Annotated in this window: 13 protein-coding genes; 8 read left to right on the top strand and 5 right to left on the bottom strand. The window is 58.4% G+C overall.

The window, feature by feature from the left end; translation table 11 throughout:
• Nucleotides 1-1042: 1042 nt before the first annotated feature.
• Nucleotides 1043-1960 carry a recombinase family protein gene (locus EV130_RS30260; RefSeq protein WP_008534020.1) on the bottom strand — a complete coding sequence of 306 codons (918 nt, stop codon included), beginning with the start codon at nt 1958-1960 and terminating at the stop codon, nt 1043-1045.
• A gap of 517 nt (nt 1961-2477) precedes the next feature.
• Between EV130_RS30260 and EV130_RS30255 the strand changes: the two genes are divergently transcribed.
• On the top strand, nt 2478-3623 hold the full coding sequence (locus tag EV130_RS30255) for an RHE_PE00001 family protein (RefSeq protein ID WP_026188831.1): 1146 nt from the start codon (nt 2478-2480) through the stop codon (nt 3621-3623).
• A gap of 239 nt (nt 3624-3862) precedes the next feature.
• On the opposite strand, the gene EV130_RS30250 is transcribed toward EV130_RS30255, so the two are convergent.
• Complete coding sequence (locus EV130_RS30250; protein ID WP_237358602.1) at nt 3863-4603, bottom strand: RES family NAD+ phosphorylase; 741 nt, start codon at nt 4601-4603, stop codon at nt 3863-3865.
• Nucleotides 4566-4895 carry an MbcA/ParS/Xre antitoxin family protein gene (locus tag EV130_RS30245; protein WP_010034430.1) on the bottom strand — a complete coding sequence of 110 codons (330 nt, stop codon included), beginning with the start codon at nt 4893-4895 and terminating at the stop codon, nt 4566-4568. The genes EV130_RS30250 and EV130_RS30245 overlap by 38 nt, the downstream gene beginning before the upstream one ends.
• 201 nt (nt 4896-5096) lie before the next feature.
• Between EV130_RS30245 and EV130_RS30240 the strand changes: the two genes are divergently transcribed.
• The 7 genes from EV130_RS30240 to EV130_RS30210 all read left to right on the top strand — a co-directional run bounded on the left by EV130_RS30240 (nt 5097) and on the right by EV130_RS30210 (nt 15895).
• On the top strand, nt 5097-5756 hold the full coding sequence (locus EV130_RS30240; protein ID WP_004680484.1) for a multiubiquitin domain-containing protein: 660 nt from the start codon (nt 5097-5099) through the stop codon (nt 5754-5756).
• Nucleotides 5731-6921, top strand: a complete 1191-nt coding sequence (locus EV130_RS30235; RefSeq protein WP_004680483.1) for a ThiF family adenylyltransferase — start codon at nt 5731-5733, stop codon at nt 6919-6921. Before EV130_RS30240 ends, EV130_RS30235 begins: the two co-directional genes overlap by 26 nt.
• Nucleotides 6918-7343, top strand: a complete 426-nt coding sequence (locus tag EV130_RS33680) for a ubiquitination-like system serine protease family protein (protein ID WP_010034424.1) — start codon at nt 6918-6920, stop codon at nt 7341-7343. The genes EV130_RS30235 and EV130_RS33680 overlap by 4 nt, the downstream gene beginning before the upstream one ends.
• Before the next feature lie 184 nt (nt 7344-7527).
• Nucleotides 7528-10215: a PD-(D/E)XK nuclease family protein gene (locus tag EV130_RS30225; RefSeq protein ID WP_004680481.1), complete on the top strand. Its 2688-nt coding sequence runs from the start codon at nt 7528-7530 to the stop codon at nt 10213-10215.
• Nucleotides 10215-13373, top strand: coding sequence for a UvrD-helicase domain-containing protein (locus EV130_RS30220; RefSeq protein ID WP_004680480.1), 3159 nt, complete (start codon nt 10215-10217; stop codon nt 13371-13373). Before EV130_RS30225 ends, EV130_RS30220 begins: the two co-directional genes overlap by 1 nt.
• A gap of 10 nt (nt 13374-13383) precedes the next feature.
• Nucleotides 13384-13989: a hypothetical protein gene (locus EV130_RS30215; RefSeq protein ID WP_004680479.1), complete on the top strand. Its 606-nt coding sequence runs from the start codon at nt 13384-13386 to the stop codon at nt 13987-13989.
• Nucleotides 13990-14074: 85 nt separating this feature from the next.
• Nucleotides 14075-15895 (top strand): DUF262 domain-containing protein, encoded by a 1821-nt coding sequence (locus tag EV130_RS30210; RefSeq protein WP_004680478.1) that lies wholly within the window; start codon nt 14075-14077, stop codon nt 15893-15895.
• Between the two features lie 491 nt (nt 15896-16386).
• Here the strand turns inward: EV130_RS30210 and EV130_RS30205 are convergent, their stop codons facing one another.
• Together EV130_RS30205 and EV130_RS30200 are read right to left on the bottom strand one after the other, a co-directional pair.
• Nucleotides 16387-16767, bottom strand: a complete 381-nt coding sequence (locus EV130_RS30205; RefSeq protein WP_004680477.1) for a DUF6883 domain-containing protein — start codon at nt 16765-16767, stop codon at nt 16387-16389.
• A complete protein-coding gene (locus EV130_RS30200; RefSeq protein ID WP_004680476.1) occupies nt 16760-19726 on the bottom strand; it encodes a BPTD_3080 family restriction endonuclease in 2967 nt (988 codons plus the stop codon). Before EV130_RS30200 ends, EV130_RS30205 begins: the two co-directional genes overlap by 8 nt.
• Nucleotides 19727-19730: the final 4 nt, after the last annotated feature.

Genomic DNA, 19730 nt, shown 5'->3' with positions numbered 1-19730 from the left:
TGCCGGAGAGGATTGAGTGCTAGGTCAGCGGGTCCACTGATCGAGGTTTTTCGCCAGACTCTGCTGTCGTGGGCCAGCAAGTCTTTTGGGGTGGGACGCACTGCCAACAGCTGCTTTTCCGGTGGTCAGCTGACCACAGCTACAACACTCTGAAAAGAAGCGACATTTTCGGGCGCTACTATGGACGGCGCATGACCCGCTCCTCGCGCCACCTCTCACAAGATCGGTTGTGTAGAGATAGGTACCGTCCTGTCGCCGCCATGGGTCGCGGGGTCTTGGCGGTCATTTTTGATCGTACATGACGTTCTAAGGGCATTGGTCATGGTTGCCCGGGTAGAATGGCCGACAGCCCTTCTATGCGGCTGGTGTAGTAAGGTCAGTTGATGCACGGAGCCGATTGAGCGGCTTCGTGTTCGAACGAACAATCGCGGTGTTTGTCACGACTGAAAGGAGACATTGCTTTGTAATCTTAACGGCGGTCTCCGCAGGATGCTTCAGGACGAAGACCTCCCAGGCTTCGAGGACAGTCGAAATTTGCTGGTCGTAAAACGAATGTTTGCAGATCTTCGGCCGTAATCATTCTTGTAGGAAATATAGCTGGCGGCGCGGACAAATGGCTCAATCAAATTGTCGAGCATCCTTGAAAGAACGCCGAAACGCGGACGGATTGTAAAAGAAACAAATACTGTCTGACTGAGTTCCGGCTCGCGCCCGAATTCGTCGTGCAGCCGAGACGGCTTTTTGGTAGCGAGGGGAGCGGCTGTCCTCTGCTTTTACCCGCGCCGCCGAGGGTCATGGCCCGCGCGCCTCTGCGGATCATAATCACCGCGGCTGAAGCCTTCAGCACGTTCCGGGGGAGGGGGCGAGCAGGCGGAGGAAGCCGGCTCCGCGGCGAGGATGTAGGCGCTGAGCTGAAACCGCGGAGCGATAGCGACTAGCGGTCCTGGCGCTACAGATCCCCAAAGGCCGGACCTGACGGCTATGCAGTCGAATAGCGACAAGAAAAGACTCTCTGCCATCGGGCGTCGGATGAACCATGCCCTCAACGGCGAATGAGGCCAAATCGGTGGGCTTCGTCCAGCAGGACCCGCACCGAGGACGGTTGCCAGTTCTTGCCGCTGCGCACAGGCCGTTCTCCCATCTGGTCCAGTTGCGCGGCAATGTCGCGCAGCGACAGGTTGGGATCGGCAATGGCAATTGCCGCCACCAGCTTCATCAGATAGTCTTCGGGAGCCCGGCGAGGGGATCGAGCAAGGAGTTCCTTCTCCGCGAGCTTTTCGCGTACCATGCGATGAACAGCGCGACGAAGGCGTTCGACGGTCCAGTCGTGGCCACGGCGATTGAGAACCCGCACGACATTGTCCCAACTGTGCTGCGGCCGGAGTTGACGCACCATCGGCAGCCACGTCTGCGCCGATGCAATGAGTTCATCGAGATAGAGCTTCTCCCGTGCCTGCGAGATTGCCTTGATCGCCTCCGGCCGTCGTTCTCGCAGACCGGGATTTCCAGGAAGCTTGCCGCGTGCCTTCGCCGCCTTAATGCCGGCTTTGGTACGCTCAGCGATTAGCGCCCGCTCGAGCTGCGCGACGGCGCCGAGGACCTGAAGGGAAAACATGCCCTGCGGGGTCGACGTATCGATTGGATCGCGGATCGACCGGAAATGCACGCCGCGGGCCTCGAGGTCCTCGATCACCGACAAGAGATGACTGACGGATCGGGCCAGTCGATCGAGGCGCACGACAATGAGGACGTCGCCGGCGCTAAGTTCAGCGAGTAATCGCGTCAGCACCGGTCGAGCCCGCGATGCTCCGGAACCATGCTCCTGATGGATCCGATCGCAGCCGGCTGCACGCAGCTCGTCCAACTGGGCATCGTGGACCTGTTCATCCGTCGACACCCGGGCATAACCGATCAGCCGCTTGGGAGATTGTTGGTTGTCAAATGTTTGTGGCTTTGCCATCGCGCTTGTAACGGCCCTGTCTCGAAGTAGTTTGTACAGATAAGGCATGCGTTAGAAATCGAACAGTTGCAAGCGTGTTTTAGGCATCAAATAGCGGCCCGCCAGACTCAAATCGCCGCCCGAGATAAGCAACGGAGCGTCCGCACTGACAAACCCGCGCCAGCGGGCTCCTGTGGCGGAAAGGCCGGAAAAACAACCGTTTTGGAGATGCCGCGAGAGCAGGGGCCCTCGGGAGGTCGCCGGCACATTATGCCGGAAGAAGGGTCGGGATTATGCGGGGCAACTGCGGCGGCCGAATTCTGTCTCGGGGAGTCCGGTCATCCCAGACGAAATCGGCCGAAAAGCCTGGAAAACCGCGCATTTCCTGCGATCCATGGTGACCGACACCCTAATTTGCGGCGTTATAGCAATCACTTCCGATAAGCGGTACTTATCGGTGGCGAGCCGCCACGGGCTCTTTTATAGCATGTGGGGAACCGCAGTGACCTTATAGCTTTCGTTTAAGACATCATTTACCATAATTTCAATGGCTTACGATCTCTCGAAAATCAGCCTGAGTGTCTTAATGCGGCCGGCTTTCGACGCTGTTGTCGCTCTGACGCGTCTGGACGAGCGCATTGAGCGCTCCGTGGTAGGATCAGGCTGGCTAGAACGCCAAAACTTTGCCGACGCCTGCGCCTCGCTGTGGATCGACGGAGAACTCGTCCATCTCGAAGACCTCGTCCTCCACGACGCCACCCGCGATATCCGCACCCCCACTCACGAACTGACCATCGCCCGCGACGTGCTGCGCACTCGCCGACGCATTTGCGGCCAGGCGCCTGACTGGGCGCTATCCGCCGAAGGTTTGCGGACGCTGAGGCAGACATCGGAAACCACGTCGGCCGCCGCGGGCGAGGCGGAGACGGCCGGAGTCATCAGGCCCAAGGCCCCGATCGAGCCAGAAGGGGAGGGTGATGATGGTGATGACGTCAAAGATCTGCCGGGCGTCGACTATGCTGCAATCGATGCGCTGCTCGCGCGCTCGGACGCCGCAATCGAACGAGCCAAAAAGCCCGGTCGGACCCCGGCCAATAACCGCGAGCGAGACCCTCTCGTCTATGATCTCGACTGGGACGAAGATGCTCGGCTCGACGAATGGCGCGGCGCGCTGCGCCAGGCCGAAAACTTGCCGGCCGTGCTGCAGGCGATCGTCGCCCTCGATGCCTGGAATGAGTTGTCGGTGCTGCAGCACGCGCCCTGGCTTGGCCGGCTGTTTGCCGCCTCGATCCTGCGCCAGGCCGGCATCACTACCGGCGCCCATCTTGCCGCCGTCAATCTCGGGCTCAAAACGATACCCGTCGATCGGCGCCGCAGTCGCGATCGGAAGACTCGACTGCTCGCGATTGCCCAGGGGCTGATCGCGGCCGCGGAGATTGGCATGAAAGAACATGACCGGTTGACGCTGGCGCGAAAAATGATGGAGCGAAAGCTGGAGGGACGCCGAACCTCTTCAAAATTGCCAGAACTGGTCGAGCTGGTCATGGCAAAACCGCTGGTCTCTGCCGGGATGGTTGCGAAGACGCTCGACGTCACACCGCAGGCGGCGCGGCGGATTGTTTTGGAGCTTGGCCTCAGGGAGATGACCGGGAGGGGGAGGTTTCGGGCATGGGGAGTGCACTAAGGTCTAAGGTCACCGGGCGATTGTTGGCATTCCGTGCAGGGTCGTGGGCCGCTAGTGTAAGCGACTGAGGCAAAGGGACGATGAGCGTGCGTCTAACAAAGGCAGACGTCATTGAGTGTTTCGAAAAGTGCGATAGATAGTATCGGCTAGCAAGCAAGGCTATCCTAGACCACTATGAACGCAACGACAAGGATTGCTACAAGCGCTGCACAATTGATGACCTGGTTGGGGCATCGAGCTTAAGCCGCTATCACGTTCTCGCTACCCCGCAGATCGTCAGGTACATATTCTTTCCCGGAACCAAAGGAATAGATCCGACTGATAAGTTTTCCGTCCCAGACGAACTTGAAGTGGTTGCCCTGAACGGCCCGATCTAGGACCTCACCCCGAAGTACGCAGACACAAAAGCCGGCACCTCGCTCTGGCGGCCTATAGAGCAGGCCGTCGAAACCGGCATCCATGATATGCCGACCGCGCTTGTATCTCGTGTCAATATCAAGGTCCGGATCCCAATCGCGACCATCAACGAAGCGGCCTTTCACGGTGCGCGACAATTCTCGCATCTCAAGTCCAATCGGTGCCTCGCTAGTGCGAGACAGGAACCTCTCTCGTTTCCAAATGGAAACAGAAAGGGCTGTCTGAATGTCGCTAAATAGTTCTAGCACCGGATTTTCGGGGCCGAAAAACCGCGAGCCCTCCGGGTTGTGATATGTGAATGGGGCATGATTCCAGTTCTGAAGAAGTGGGGCGTTATCATCAACAATCGTAGCTCCACCTCGGAGAATGCGCTCTCGGTCTTTCAGGCGCGGATTGGTTAGGGACTCAATCTCAGCCAGTTCCTTACTCCGACCATTCGCTACCCGCGCAAAAACATCAATCGTCGGAAATCGCGACGGAATGAGAGTAAAGAACGTTTGCTTGACGTCGATCACAGTGAAAGAGTTAGCCGCCACGCTGCGCGTCCACATATTGTCTGACACGGAATATATCCATCACTTGGCCGCCGCGCATAACGTCGAGAGCACTCTGCCCGCGGAAAAACTGGTTAGGTCTTCGGATCCAAGTGTCAGCAGCTCTGCTGTCCGGGAGTAGAATCTCAAGGGCCTTATGGATCGCGAGTAGGTGAGAGACTCGCTCGACGGTGTCTCTTGGAATTGAGCCTCCTTCTTTCTTCCACTTAAAGAAGGTCGATCGGCCAGGCGATCCCAGCAGGAGAAGTTGGTCTTCGGTTGAAAGCTCCCACAACTCCGCAAGTCCTTGAAATGCCTCCATGACTGCCGGAATCGATGATCGCCCTTCGGCCGCTGCGGCGACGGGTTCGATATTAGCCACGCATGAATCTCCCGAAAAGTCCCAATATGGACTTGTATTTCAAATAAGTCCCGATATAGATTAGTCCATATCGGGACTAGAATCGCAGTGTAGTCCACTGACGAATCACGATCAAGAGTCGCCGGAGAACGGAGCGCAGTTATGGTAAAAGACAACAAGAAATTCGAGTTCACTGTCGATGGCGCGATTTATAGCATCGGCGATAAAGTCATGGACGGCAGTCAGATTCGGGAGACCGCGGGCAAAGTGCCTGCGAGCGAGTTTGTCCTCATACAGATCGTTGAGAAATCCGGGCGCTCGATTGGCCTTGAGGATGAGGTGAAGTTCGCCCCGGGTGAAACTGCGGTATTCCGGACTTTCGAAAGCGATCGGGTTTACAACTTCACTGTTGACGAACGCGGTTGGGAGTGGGGCGAGGGAGCAATCGCTGCCGCCGATCTCTATCGTTACGCGGACATTGATGAGGACCGCGAACTGGTCCTCGATAGTGATGGTGACACAATCATCCCGGTCGATGGCAAAATCGATTTGAGCGGTAAGGGCGTCGAGCGCGTCCGTAGCCGCGAACCCAAAACCGTGACAATTAAAGTCAACGGGCGGCCGCGGACCGTTGAGAAGCGTCGCCATAGCTATCGCGAAATCGCCGCGATTGCTTACCCGAATCCCGACTTCGAAAACTTCAACTACACCACGACCTACCTTCATGGGGTCGGTGGTGCAGAGGGTGATCTCGTTGAGGGTGAATCTATCATGGTCAAGAATGGGATGGTGTTCAATGTCCGTCGATCTGATAAGTCGTGACCCGTTTCTGAAGCAACTCGAAGACGAAGGCTTCGAGCTTGAGGTGAGCAACGGTCATTTGATTGTCCGTAGCATTCCTTATGTGACGGTCGATGGCTCCTTGGCCCGCGGCGTCCTCACCTGTGCCCTTTCGCTTGAAGCGTCCTCTGGGTTGACCTCGACGCCGCAGGGCGATCACACCATGTATTTCGCAGGTGGGATGCCATGTCATCGCGATGGAAAGCCGATGAACAATATCGTCAACGGTGCCGTTCAGCAGCGCTTCGCTGATATTGATGTTAGCTATTATTTGTCGTCGAAGCCGGAGATCACTCATCGCTACGAGACTATCTACGACAAGGTAGTAGCTTACGAGGGATTGATCGGCGGTGCCGCGAGATCTTTGGACCGAACGGCTAACGCCAGGACGCATGCCCGCGGGTTGATCTCAAATGACGACAGTCCATTCGCAATTCCTGACTCTGCCTCGGCCCGATACCGTATAGGCGCGGTAAACCGAAAGCTTATGGGACGGGTCGCCATCATAGGCCTTGGCGGGACCGGGTCCTACCTGCTCGACCTTCTTGCCAAGACATGGGTCACGGAGATCCACCTGTATGACGGGGATCAGCTTCTTAATCACAATTTGTTCCGGTCGCCTGGCTCGCCTGAAAGGGAATTGCTCAAGGAGTTCCCTTTCAAGGTGAACTACTACACGCAGGTTTACGCGCGTATTCACAAGGGCATCGTTTCCCACCCGGTCCGCGTTACATATGGCAATGTTGACGAGCTCTCGGGCTTCGACTTCGTCTTTGTCTGCATCGATAAGGGCTCGTCGCGGCGCGAAATCGCTGAGGGACTGGTCCGGTTGGCGATCCCGTTTATCGACACCGGGATCGGCGTTGGCCTGGAGGATGGCAGGCTGGACGGATGCGCGAGGGCGACGTTCATCCGCCCAGGCACCGACTGGAGCGAGGTCGAGAGGCTGCTTCCCTTCGGCGATGACGTAGAAGATGACGATGTCTACCGAACGGATATCCAGATCGCGGCCATCAACTCGCTAAACGCAATCATGGCCATCATGCGCTGGCAGCGGTGGGCGGACTATTTTCGTGATGAGCGTAATGAGATGAATTCGGTTTACATGATCGAGGGGAACAATATCTCGAACAGGGCTGCGATATGACGCGGATTAAAAGGCTGAGAACAGTCTTCACAGCGGAGATACCTGAAACTCTCGACGACGGGGTTTTGTATGTTTCGCGGGAGTGTCGCGTCGCACTCCACAATTGCGCGTGCGGGTGCGGTGAGGAAGTATCGACGCCTCTGGTCGCGACCGAATACAAGTTAACTATGCACGGCGACAACGCATCGCTCTGGCCATCGATCGGCAATCACGACTTTGCCTGTGCTTCGCACTACGTCATCGATCAAGGGATGATAGTTTGGGCCAACAAGATGTCACGGGCTGCAATCGAGGCCGGCCGAGAGAAGGATCGGCTTCTTAAGCGACCGCCCGCGCCTTCCCCTATTGCAGAAACGATGGGACCAACAGCCGGAGGTCTATTTGGCTGGTTCAAGTCCATCTTCCGAAAGTTCTTCAACTGACAGGCGGCGGACGCAGGCGAACAAAGACCTGCGTCCTTCTGACATTTAGTGGCTTGCGGTGACGGGAAGGCGGAAAGTTCTCGCTCGGGCTACCCAATCGGTCCACCGTCGGGCTCCAGTGATAATGACTCGCGTCGAGAGCCGGCATAGTGCAATCTGGGGTAGGGGGAATCAGGGGTAGGACATGCATCTCATCTTCGGCTTGGCAGCAGATGGTCGAGTTTATCCCGACGCGCACGACGCATCCGGAAGTTTGGATGAGGATGTCGTTGGACCCTTGGGTCTGGTTCAGACGCTTGAAACCCAGCTAGGAATGCTTGCACCGAGCGTTTCGAAGGCGGTGCGCATTTCGACTTATCTCGCAAAGCTCCGTGCTTGCGGTGGCGATCGTTTCTGGGCCTCGTCATTTTCGAGGGATCCCTGGTCTACGGCCGCCACCCTCCTTGAGTGGCGCGATACGCTGGTGGGCGGTGGCTGGCACGGTACCGCGACCGGTAGCAATCGCCTAGACGATCTCGCTGCCGCAGAGGCAGTCGAGCCAACATTGCCGGCGGGCTTGGAAGATCGCGCCATAGCTTTGCTCGACGTCCTTAAGACAAGGCCTGGCCTAAGAATTCACCAACTCGGTTTGGCAGACCGGCGGGATCTTTTGCCGCCACTGTGGGCACGCATTGTTAAGGCTCTCGAATCCGTCGGGGTCACGATCTTCCAACACGAGCAGCCCGACCTGGCGGCAGAGGGCTCTGACCTGCGCATAGTGCAGAGGGTTCTATCAGGGGAGCCCGTCCAGCCACTGGCAGGCGACGGCACTCTTACAATGGTGGAAGCCGATACGGAGCTCATGGCTGCTGAAACGATCGCCGACTGGTTAGCAGCCTTGCCGTCGGAGGACCTGCGCGGAAGCGTCATTCTCGCTTCCGACGGCGATACGGCGCTCCTGGACCATGCTTTGCGGGCGAGGGGCATTCCAGCCCTCGGGCTCTCCGCCTCATCACCCTGGCGTGGAGCACTGCAGGTTCTTCCTCTGGCTTTCGCCGCCGCGTGGCAGCCGTTCGATCCCCGCGCGCTATTAAACCTCTTTCTCCTTCCCAGGCCACCTGTTGCGGCCTGGGCCGCGCGTCGGCTCGCACGCGCGCTCAGCGAAGAGCCGGGGGTCGGTGGCCGCGTCTGGCGCGAAGCATGGGTCCAAATCGAGGATCGCCTGCTCGAAATCAATACGCGATCCGACGCGGATACAGCGCGCCGTAAAACCGACACGACGCTTGCGGAATGGCGCGCATGGACGGAGGTCGGGCGCTTTGCGAGAGGCGAGGGGATGCCACTGTCGGAGGCGTTGGCGATCTGCGGGAGAGTGGCCGCTTGGGCGATGCGTTCGGACGGTGGCGATGGCGACCGCTTGCTGATGGCAGTTTCGAATGCTGCGGCTGCTGTGTCTGACGCCCTGAGCCGCCTGGAGCTTTCGGTCATTCCCGCCCTCCTTCTCGAGCGGGTTGTCTTGCAAGTCCTGTCGGAGGGCGTTCCCAATCCGGACCATTTTGCGGAAGCTGGTGCTGTTCGTGCCATCAAGGCGCCAGGAGCATTGTGGTCCTCGGCCCTGCGTGTCATCTGGTGGAACTTTGTCGGTCCTGGCGAAAAGATTGCCATCACACCATGGGACAATGCCGAGCGTGAAGCGCTCATTGCCAATGGAGTGGAGATCGATGCTTCACCAGCGATTGCGCGTCGGATCGAGGCCGCCCATAGCAGTGTCATCCGGCGTTGCCACGGAAACCTCATTCTCGTGCGCCCAGCGCTTGCGCGCGACGCGCAGACGACCCTTCATCCAATGGCGCATCGTTTGCGGCCTCTGCTGAAAGAAAGCGGGGCGGCGATCACCTTCAAGGCGGAACGGCTGCTGCGTGAACCCGATGCCATGCTCGCCGGCAGGATACTTCCTCGCCAGCTTGTTGGACGGCAAGTGCAGCCGCCAGCAGGGGTTCCAGTCTGGACAATACCGCCGGGAACGACACGCCTTACCGACACCCGTCGTGAGAGCGCGACTTCGCTGACACGGATGTTGAACTGTCAATTGAGCTGGTTCGCCCAGGATATTCTCAATCTTCGGCCGGGTCGTTTTGCAGAAATCCCAGGCACCGACCAGCTCTTCGGAAATCTCGCCCACGAGATCGCCCGCCGGCTGCTCCTTCCGGGCGCACCACCGGCCGAAGCCGGTATCAGGACGGAAGCAATCAGGCATTTCGAAAGCCTGCTTCCCGAGATCGCAGCTCCGCTCCTCCAGCCCGAACATGCCGGAGAACTCGCGGCCGCTCGCGAAATGGTGCCACGTGCCTTGGAGGCGCTTGTTCGCCTGCTCCATGCTCAAGGTCTGGAGATCGTCGGGTCGGAGCTCGATCGGGAAGGTATCCAGGGGCAGCTCCTGCTTCAGGGCAGACTCGACCTCCTGGTTCGTCGCGGCGACCGGATCGCAGTTCTGGACCTCAAATGGACCCGCTCCGAACGGCGATATAGGGAGGAAGTCGCGTCCGGGCGTGCCATCCAGCTAGCCATCTATCGCGGGCTTTCGGCCAGCGACGGGACGGGTGCTCCGGGAGGCTATTTTCTGCTGCGCCAGCGACGCATAGTAGCGGGTCCGGGCTCCATTCTGACCGGCAATCCTATTGAAGCGGATATAGATGACCTCGCTACGCTTGGCCATGTGAAAAACGATTGGCGTCTCTGGCACGATCTCACCACGAAGGGGACTCTGATTGCGGCCGGCTTCCCCGATACAGGTGATCTGCGACCTGCTGGGCTTGCGATTGATGCAGCGAAAGAACCCTGCCGCTTCTGCAATTTGCGCGGCCTCTGTCGCGTCTACGAGGAGCTTGTTTGATGTCGCGACTGACGACCATTACCGCCGCCGCTGGCGCCGGAAAGACGACGAGGATCGTCAATGACATCGCCGACGAGGTTCTGGTGCGTACGCCCGAACAGATCCTTGCGACGACGTTCACCATCAAGGCGGCGGATGAACTTGTCGAACGCGCCCGTGCCAAACTATTTGAGCAAGGCAAGGCGGACGCAGCTGCCCAGTTGCTCGGTGCGCGCTTCGGCACTGTCAACGCCGTTTGCAGCCAAATCGTCAGCGAATTTGTCATCGACCTGGGGCGCTCGCCGTCGACCGCTGTCATCGGTGAATCCAACATGTCGCTGGTGTTCAGCGTGGCCGCGGACGGTGCAATCGCCGCACGTGCCGAGGTCCTGAACGAACTCGCGGACCACTTCGGCTACAATGATCCTCGTGCGCCGGGGACGGGAGAACCGCCTGACTGGCGCCGGACTGTGCGCAGTATCGCGACCCTCGCGCGGGCAAATGGAATTGAGGCTGACCAGTTAGCCTCGTCGGCGCAGCGATCAATTGAGGCCTTTCTGGCATGCTTTCCACCTCCCGCGGCAGACGCCGCGGACCTCGACGCAGCACTGGCCAACGCGTTGAAGGATGCCTTCGAAATGCGCCCGGCCATCGTGAGCAGCACGGGAGCGGATTCGGTCGAGACGATCAGGGCGGCGCATGAACGCATTTTACGCGGCGAAACGCTCAGTTGGTCGACTTGGGCGCGTTTGACCAAGGTGAAATGCGCGCCCACCAAGGACGGACAGCCTTATAATCAGGCGTTGATCCATCTTATCGCCGCGGCGGGGCGGCACAGCGAGCATCCGCGGCTCCGGTTCGAATGCGAGCAGTTCATCACGGAGACGTTTCATTGCGCCGCCGAGGCGTTGACCGCTTACCAGGATTGGAAGGCCGAGCGTGGGCTATTGGATTTTACGGATCAGGAAGCTCTCGCGCTAGAGATCCTCAAAACACCTCACCTGGCCGCAAGGCTCAAGGAACGTGTCAGCCGTGTCTTCGTCGATGAGTTCCAGGATTCGAGTCCCTTGCAGCTTGCCGTGTTCACACTTCTTGGGGAGCTGGTCGACGAGAGCACCTGGGTTGGTGATCCGAAGCAGGCCATCTACGGCTTTCGCGGCGCCGACACCGAGCTGACCCAGGCTGCGTTTCTCGGCGCTGGGGGGAAGCCCGAGGACAATCCGGTCCTGTCCAAATCATGGCGAAGCCGCAAAAGCCTGGTCGATCTCTTCAATGCCATGTTTACGCCGGTCTTCGAACGGATGGGACTGCCGGCGGCGAAGCACGCGTTTTCGGATGCGGCGCGATCCGACGCTGGCTTTGACAAGCCTTCAGCAGGATGGTGGTGGCTGATGGGCAAAGTCGACGAGCAGGCACAAGCCCTCGCGGAGGGAATCCGGCAATGTCTGGCCGAAGCCGACAACTGGCTTGTCGAAGACGACAAGCACGATCACAGGCCAATCACGCCAGGTGACATCGCCATTCTCTGCCGTTCCAATACCGATGTCGGACGTTTTGCCCTCGCCCTTAGCCGTGCTGGACTTCCGGTGGCAGTTGAACGATCGGGACTTGCGCGTACACCCCATGTGGAATTCGTGCTCGCCGCTTGTCGGCGCGTGGCTGACGCGACGGATCGCCTTGCCCTCGCGGAGCTCGCCCGCTTCTTCGCTGATGATGCCGGTTCCAATGCATGGCTGCAGGCTGCTACCTCTGATGATGCCGACGCAGCGCTCCGGGCAGCCGTGCCGATATCGGATGCGCTTGATAGGCTCGCAGGTCAATTGCTCAATTTCACGCCGGCCGAACTGGTCGACGCCGTACTCGCGTTGCCAGCACTGTTGAGCCATATCGAGAGCTGGGGCGATACCGCGATGCGCTTCGACGACCTCGAGGCGTTGCGCGGTTTCTCACGCGCCTATGAGGAAGAGTGCGCTGCATCCGGCTCGCCTGCGACCCTGCAGGGGCTGCTGCTTGCGCTCGACGGAGCGGAGCCGAAGCGCCCCCCAAGCCTTGCCAGTGATGCGATCCAGGTCATGACCTATCACGGATCGAAAGGCCTTGAATGGCCAATGACGATCTTGACCGGACTTGCCTGGGAATCGAAGGCGCGGCTGTTCGAGCCGGTCGCCGAGACGACCGGCGAGCTTGATTGGCGCAACCCTCTGGCGGAGCGGTGGATTCGCTTCTGGCCGTGGCCGTATGGTCAGAGTGGAAAAGGCGGCACGATCGATGTTGAGGTAGCGAACTCAGAGACGGGGCGGCGTGCTTTGCAACGCGCTGTCGAGGAAGACACCAGGCTTCTCTATGTTGGCGCCACGCGAGCCCGCGACTATCTGATCTTTGCTCCGCCGGCGAAAGGCCCGCTCAATTGGCTGAGCCTGCTCAATGCGCCGGAGGCCGCAGCGCATGTCGTTCCTCCCCAGAACGACGATAACCAGCTTGGGGTTGGGAACCAGAATTTCACAGTCAATGTGAAGGCGCTTGCGACGAGTGGCGAATTGACGGAGCGTGGCAGGCTGCCCACCTACGTGCGAGCGCGAACGACCGAGCCGCAGGTCCGTCCGCCCTTGTTTCTGAAACCAAGCGAGGCGGTAGGTGGAAGCTGGAAGGTCGTCGAAAGGGTTGACCTTGGCGGAAGGCTCCCGATACACGGGATCGCCGACATTGCAGCGCTAGGCGAAGCGCTCCATTCCATCATCGGCTATGATGATCCAGACCGCGACCGAAGTCAGCGCCTTGCCGACGCGTCGTCTATCCTGACGCGTTGGAACGTGATTGGCTTCAAAGCAGATGATGCGCTTATCGCCAGTGACCGACTAGCAACCTGGCGCCGCGGCCGATGGCCGGTGACCAGGTGCATTGCTGAAGTGCCCGTCACGTCACCCGCAGCCGATCAGCTTCTCAAGGGCCGTATTGATATGCTGGTCGAAACCGGGATTGATTTCGCTATTATCGACCACAAGAGCTTTCCCGGCCGTTTCGAGCTTTGGGAAGAACGAGCCGTTGGCCACGCGCCGCAACTTGCTGCCTATGCAGGTGCGGTGGAATCAATCACCGGACGGCGTTGCTCTGAACTCTGGATCCATATGCCCGTAGTTGGCACAATGTTCCGATTGGCTCCAGTGACGCGCGATCCCTGAAACATAAGCCATGGCCGCCGGCGCAACGCCGGCCAATCTCCTCGAAAGTGTTGAGGTTAAGGTGCAGCAACTTAACGACGTTTTTTGTCAGGCTACGGCTTCCATCGGAGGCCTCTACTTTCATCTACCAGTCCATGGAAGCGATCCCAAATTTCGCGAACGCGTATATTGCTATGAATTATATCACCAACTTCGGCAGATCTGGCCGTCGGACACTGCGTTCGTGTTGAACGGTGAAGTAGACAAACAAGGACACGCTCTGATCAAGGCAACCGGCGCCCGTCTCGCGTCGCCGGATCTGCTTGTTCACATCCCCGGATCGATGGACAACAATCATGCCATCATTGAGGTGAAACCTGGTTCTGCGCGGCTTGGCGGCATATGTAAGGATATTCTAACGCTATCTGAATACTGTCGCCTCGTAGGCTACCATCGCGCTATTTACCTGTTCTATGGCGAACTTCCAGAACGTCTGATCACCCAAGCGATCGAGATTGTCACAAAAGTCAACGGGCCGATCACTCCCATAGAGTTGTGGTTCCACCCTCAACCCGGAACACCGGCCGAGCTAGTCGGCACATTGATTCACGGTGACTCTGCGTCCAAGGGCTTTTGAAATGCCTGGGCGCGCTAACGCGTAGGGGAGTTGACTAATCTTGTCCTGAAAGGGAACAAGCAGATTATCACACGGGGCTTTATGCATGAACAAACAGATCGATCCGCAAGACCGAAACATTAAATCTCTTTTCCAAGACTTTTACCGCGTTCCCGATTATCAGCGGGAGTACGTTTGGGGTGAGACGGACCCTCGCGGTGAGGGTGGCGAAGAGGTCGAACAATTTCTGAGCGACATCTACAGCGAGTACCAGAATGCCAGTAAGAACGACGCGCCTGAGTATTTCATCGGGACCGTTGTTGTTTGTCGCGAGGCCGGCGATGTTTTCGACCTCATCGACGGTCAGCAGCGAACTACAACCGCCTATCTCACATTATGCGCGCTCCGCGATAAGCTGGTCGCTTTAAAGGCAGATGTTCCAGAGGAACTTCCCGGACAGATAATTTACAGCTCCACCAACTGGCAGGGCGAGACAACGCAAAGTCTAAGGCTCGACCTTCAATACGAAGATGCGGGCGACGTCCTAAGAAGGTATGCGGAAGGTGCAGGCACCGACGCCCCCAGCGATGGAACGAGGTCAATCCGAAATCTCTACAATGCATATCTGACAATCAAGGAATTTATTGAGACCACGCTTAAAAACGATCCAGCCGAAGTACGCCGTTTCTACGGCTACTTCACCAACAAGGTGAAGATCATCCGGATCGAAACTCCGACCGTAGCCGTGGCGTTGAAAATATTTGAGACGATCAATGATCGTGGCGTCGGCCTCGACGCCATGGACTTGCTCAAGAACCTCCTTTTCATGAACGCAAAAGGTGAGGAGTTTAGCAAGCTGAAAGCTGTGTGGAAACAGCTCACCGATGCTATCTATCAGGCGAACGAAAAGCCGCTACGGTTCTTGAGGTACTATCTGCTTGCGGCGCATGACGTAGACGGAAGGCTTCGTGAAGACGCGATCTACGATTGGTTTCGGAAGAACGCGGAGCAAACCAATCACGAAAAAAAACCGCTCGCTTTTGCCGGAAAGCTGCTTGACGCTGCCAAGGCGTATGCTCACTTCGCGAAGGGACAGAACGTCGCTGGCGAAGAAGAGGCAGGAATCATCAACACCCGTCTGCTCGGAGGAAAGTCCATAAAGCAGCACTTTATTCTCCTGCTTGCTGGTCGCTCCCTGTCCCCTGCGAATTTCAGCAAACTTGCCGACGATCTGGAGAAAACCATGTTCGTTTGGCTACTGACCGGCACGTCAGGTAAAGAGTATGAGAGACGTATTATCGAAGCTGCGCATCAGCTCAACAAAATCTCTGATGCGCAGCTTGAACTGTTTTTGGAGAAAACCTTGCGTGCCGAGCGTCAAACGCTGGCCCTTGAATTCCGGAGGACGTTGCTTGGTTTGAAGACCTGGCAGCTCCGCGGCTTCCGTCTCCGCTATCTACTGGCAAAGCTCACGCAGTATATCGACCTGCAGGCATACGGCTCGAGTGCATCGCGCGACCGCCTGTCCGACTACACGGCCGGCGGCAACGACATTGAGCACATCTTGGCATCGAATGCTTCTTTCGAGGCTATGGAAGAGTTTGGCGAGGGTGCCGCCGATATTCATATTCGCCAGTGTCTCGGCAACCTGTTACTCATCGAGAAAGCGATCAACAGGGCGCTTCAGAACGGCCGGTATTCCGGAAAAATCGTAGCGTATGAGCAGTCGAAATTTCTGCTAACGAAGTGTCAGGCGGATGCTGCAGCGCACGAGGTGGGCAAGGACGACAGGATTACGGCAACCGTGCGCAAGCTTGAAAGCTGGCAAACTTGGAATGCGGTAGCTGTCACAGAGCGTCAGGAGTTTCTGAGTAAACTGGCGGAGGTCGTCTGGGATATCCCAATGCCTTCAGCATCAAGCAACTGACAAGGAGTACCAGCGGCTGCACGAAGGGTTATGCGCGGACTACCTGACACGACTAAGGTGCTGAGCCAGCGCAGGTAACCACATGCGATAAAGCGCTTCGAGCCCCACCTGCAGTGCGGGCCGGCCCGTCAAAAACGTCCGGGTTGAATATCGCTCCGTGGGACTCTGTATGGAAATCGTTAGGGCTGCTTGATTACAGGCCGCATCTCTATCGAGATCTGCAGATCTCGACCGTCACGCCAAGACCGGTTGGTCCGTCTCCGGGCCCAAAGGGTGCCTGGTCTCCAATTCCAAGATCAGCCGTTCGTTTCAGTAATCTCTGTCTGTTTCTATAGGTTCATTACGCCCGTATGCTTCCGTCAGTGAATGGCAGTTTGTTCAGCCAGATGGAACCCTTGAGGTCCCGCCTAGTCATTGGTCTCCATTGCGCACTCATTCGAGTCACCCAGCGTGGATGTTGGTTTGATTCCTCGTCCCGAAATAGCGCCTGCTTAGGCTAAATCGATTGGATGCGCGGTAATCAAAATAGGTGGTAGGCCGTCTCCGTGATCATTCCAAACCGTCCTAATGCAATAACTGCGGCCATTCGGCATCCCGACAAAGCAGTCAACGACTAGCTTCATTCCGAAGGCATGTTTCTCTACTGAAGCGACAGGATTGCAAGCAGCGTGCTCTCGCATCGTTTCCTTAAATGACTCAATGTCTTCACGTTTGTGGCCAACGCCTTCAAAAAATTTGGCCTTCGCTGCTCCTATTGAATGGTTGTTGTTGAGAAGGTAGTCAGCGACCTTATTGTCGGCAATGCGAAGGTCTTGGGGGTTCTCAATCCACGATTGCTCGCCCAATGGCTGCCAAGGCGGGGTGTCATGCATCGATCGGCTCCAGATCACTCCCGAAGACCGTTACTGTCAAAGCCGGGGCAAGCGAAACCTCAACCTCGTATGCATCTCGCGACGGATAGCTATCGACGATGACTCCTTCTGTGCCTGCGGGAATATCGATTCTCGCGGCCGTGAAAGCACGCCGCAGCCTGACTAGGGAATGTGCGGCAAACCGATGGCCCGCTGTCCTACGGATAATGTCCTCAATCTGATGGGGCGCGAACGCTACGTCCCAATCCCAGCGACCGAAGCCACCTGAAGCATTGATTGCCCCGATCCACTCGTCGAGCGCGAGCCTTTTTGCCTTGTCCTGAGGGCTGTCAGTGCCCTTGACTTCCAGCGCCAGCATCGTCCCACCTGTGAGGCGCACAAGGAAGTCCGGAACATAGCGTCGCCGCGAACCCGCCCACATGTAGTAGATCTGGAAGCCGAGATGATCGTTCTTGGCATAAGCGATGACGTCGTCGCGCTTCTCGAAGATGTTCGCTGCATGTCCCTCCCAGGATGAATCCCCAACCAGGTGGCTGATATGCGACTTGGTTGTCGGAAAGCACGGCTTGGTGGTGTACCAGGTCCGCATCTGGCCGGTGGCGCCGATCGGGTTTTCCTCGTCGAACACCGGCGTCAGACGTTCCGTGTTCTGCTCTGTCACGTTGCTCAGCACATGCTGAACGACGAGGTCGATGTTGAGTGCGATCAGAATCCGCCGCCGAAGCGGGTCGGAGTGGAACAGCGACGGGATGTCGAGGCGGTCGGAGTTGAGGAACGCCTCAACGATCTTGACCAGCTGCGCTGCGAGATACTCGTAGTTACCCGAAAAACCGTGGCTGAGTTCGGCGAAGGCCTTCCGTGCTGCCTGAAAGACGAGACGTTGCAGACGAAAGCCGTCAGGCAGTTTCTCGAGGTCGATGGCTGTCACCTTGCCCATGTCGGTCGCGCCGCCGAGCGCGGGGGCCAATTCCGCGCTGATTGGCGTGCTGGCAGGGTCGAGCACGAGCGGTGTTACCTTGCCCCAGTCCATGGCAAGTTGTGGTCTCACGACCGTTTCAACCCGCAGCACGTTCGGCCAGCGAAGTTCCAGGTGGGCCCGCTCGGGCAGGACTTCGATCTGAGTGGTCGGTTTCGGAGGCGGTGGAGCTTCCCCGCCTTCGCCTGTTTCCGAAATGGAAAGCGGCACACCGAAAACGTTGACGTATTCGGGCAGGAACAGGCCATTCTCGTCCGTGTCATAGGACACCCGACGCAATCCGCGCCCGACGACCTGTTCGCAGAGCAGCTGCGAGGTGAAGGCCCGGAGACCCATGATGTGCGTGACGTTCTTGGCGTCCCATCCCTCCGACAGCATCGCAACCGATATGACGTTCTGCAGATCCTGTCCGGCCCCATCCCGCTTTCCGACGTTGTCCACGATCTCACGCAGCAGTTCTTCCTTCTTCAGGGCGCGGAACTGCTGGCGGCGGGTCTCGGGGATGGTCGCAGCGTCGATGATTGCCTTCAGCCGCGCCTCGTAATCCTTGTCGGAGGTCGCGGTCTCGCCGATCTCAGCCTTCTCCAGCACCTTGGAATCGACCCGGAGCGTTCGGGTCGGTGCGTGCAATTCCGGCCAGTGCGCATCGCCCTTGTTGAAATAGGTCTCGATGCGGGCTGCGGTTTCGGTGCGGTTGCAGACCGTCAGCATGACCGGCGGGGAATGATGCCCGGCCTCCTGCCATTGCGCCCGAGTTTCCCGCCAGTCGGCGCCGAGCAGCGTATAGGCGTCCTGGACCAGCTTCGGCAGCGCTTCATGCGCTTCGGCCTTGCGGTTCAGATCTTCGGAAACGGTCGGGTCGCGGTAAATGTGGTAGAGTTTCGAGCGCAGCGTCTTAGCATCCGGAACCGCATCGTCCCTGACCACCACGCGCGGGGTCTTCACCAGCCCGGCCTCGATCGCGTCGTTTAGGCCGAAATCCGAGATGATCCAGTCGAACAGCGCAGTATCGGTGCTCTTCTTACCCGTCGGCGCGAAGGGCGTTGCCGACAGGTCGAAGCAGCGCTGGATGCGCCGGGTCTTGTGGATGCGGTCGAGCCCCTCGATCCAGCGCGTTGCCTCGTCGAGGTCGATGCCATGCTCCTCGGCATGCTTCTTGCTGATCTTCACCTCGGGCGGCTTGCGATAGGCGTGGTGTGCCTCGTCGTTGATGACGATGATGTCCTTGTGCGCCGCCAGCTTGCCCAGCACGCGCCGTGTGAAGGCTTCGTCGGATTCGCGCCCCTTCTTCACCACCGAGCGGTCCGCTTCCTTCAGCGGCATTAGCGTGTGCCAGTTCTCGATCATCACCTCCGCCTGGTTCAGTTTCTGGCGCAGGGCCTCGGACGGGCACAGGTTGAACTCGTCGTAATAGCTGCCCTCGCTGGGCAATAGCACCTGCAGCCGTTCCTTCACGGTTAGGCCGGGCGCCACGATGAACACCGCACGGCTGAAATCCTTGTTCCGCTTCGGATAGGTCAGCGCGTTCAGCACCTGCCAGGTGATGATCATCGCCATCACCGTGGTCTTTCCCGCGCCCGTCGCCATCTTGTTGCAGAGACGCTCCCATACTCCGCCATCGCCGGGGATCGCGATGCCCTGCTTGTAGCCTGCCGCACCCTCGACCCACCAGATCAGCGTCTCGATGGCCTCAAGCTGGCAGAAATAGAACGGATGCTGTCGCGCTTCGTGGTCGTGCCAGTGCTCCAACAGCTTGCGGGTGACGATGGTCACGCCGGGCCAGCCGTCTTCGCGCCACTGATCCACGCGGATGCGGATCGTGTTCACCAGATCCAGCACCTCTGTGCGTTTGGTGTTGTTGCGCGCGTCAAAGACCTCGTAGCTTGCCGGCCGCCGCTCGGGCTTGATCTCCAGCTTGCCGCCCTTGGCCTCGACCCAATGCTGCGCCGGGCAAACGAAGGGCGAATTGATGATGAGGGACATGGGC

The organism is Rhizobium azibense (assembly GCF_004342325.1).
GTDB classification, from domain to species: domain Bacteria; phylum Pseudomonadota; class Alphaproteobacteria; order Rhizobiales; family Rhizobiaceae; genus Rhizobium; species Rhizobium etli_B.
Note: the sequence above shows the minus strand (reverse complement) of the source record. Positions and strands in the feature narration are given on the sequence as shown.

What these genes read in the sequence shown, in the direction of transcription:
- EV130_RS30215 (WP_004680479.1), top strand. Translation starts at nt 13,384, where the DNA reads ATGGCCGCCGGCGCAACGCCGGCCAATCTCCTCGAAAGTGTTGAGGTT.
- EV130_RS30245 (WP_010034430.1), bottom strand. Translation starts at nt 4,895, where the DNA reads ATGGAGGCATTTCAAGGACTTGCGGAGTTGTGGGAGCTTTCAACCGAA.
- EV130_RS33680 (WP_010034424.1), top strand. Translation starts at nt 6,918, where the DNA reads ATGACGCGGATTAAAAGGCTGAGAACAGTCTTCACAGCGGAGATACCT.
- EV130_RS30205 (WP_004680477.1), bottom strand. Translation starts at nt 16,767, where the DNA reads ATGCATGACACCCCGCCTTGGCAGCCATTGGGCGAGCAATCGTGGATT.
- EV130_RS30200 (WP_004680476.1), bottom strand. Translation starts at nt 19,726, where the DNA reads ATGTCCCTCATCATCAATTCGCCCTTCGTTTGCCCGGCGCAGCATTGG.
- EV130_RS30225 (WP_004680481.1), top strand. Translation starts at nt 7,528, where the DNA reads ATGCATCTCATCTTCGGCTTGGCAGCAGATGGTCGAGTTTATCCCGAC.
- EV130_RS30260 (WP_008534020.1), bottom strand. Translation starts at nt 1,960, where the DNA reads ATGGCAAAGCCACAAACATTTGACAACCAACAATCTCCCAAGCGGCTG.
- EV130_RS30210 (WP_004680478.1), top strand. Translation starts at nt 14,075, where the DNA reads ATGAACAAACAGATCGATCCGCAAGACCGAAACATTAAATCTCTTTTC.
- EV130_RS30220 (WP_004680480.1), top strand. Translation starts at nt 10,215, where the DNA reads ATGTCGCGACTGACGACCATTACCGCCGCCGCTGGCGCCGGAAAGACG.
- EV130_RS30240 (WP_004680484.1), top strand. Translation starts at nt 5,097, where the DNA reads ATGGTAAAAGACAACAAGAAATTCGAGTTCACTGTCGATGGCGCGATT.
- EV130_RS30235 (WP_004680483.1), top strand. Translation starts at nt 5,731, where the DNA reads ATGTCCGTCGATCTGATAAGTCGTGACCCGTTTCTGAAGCAACTCGAA.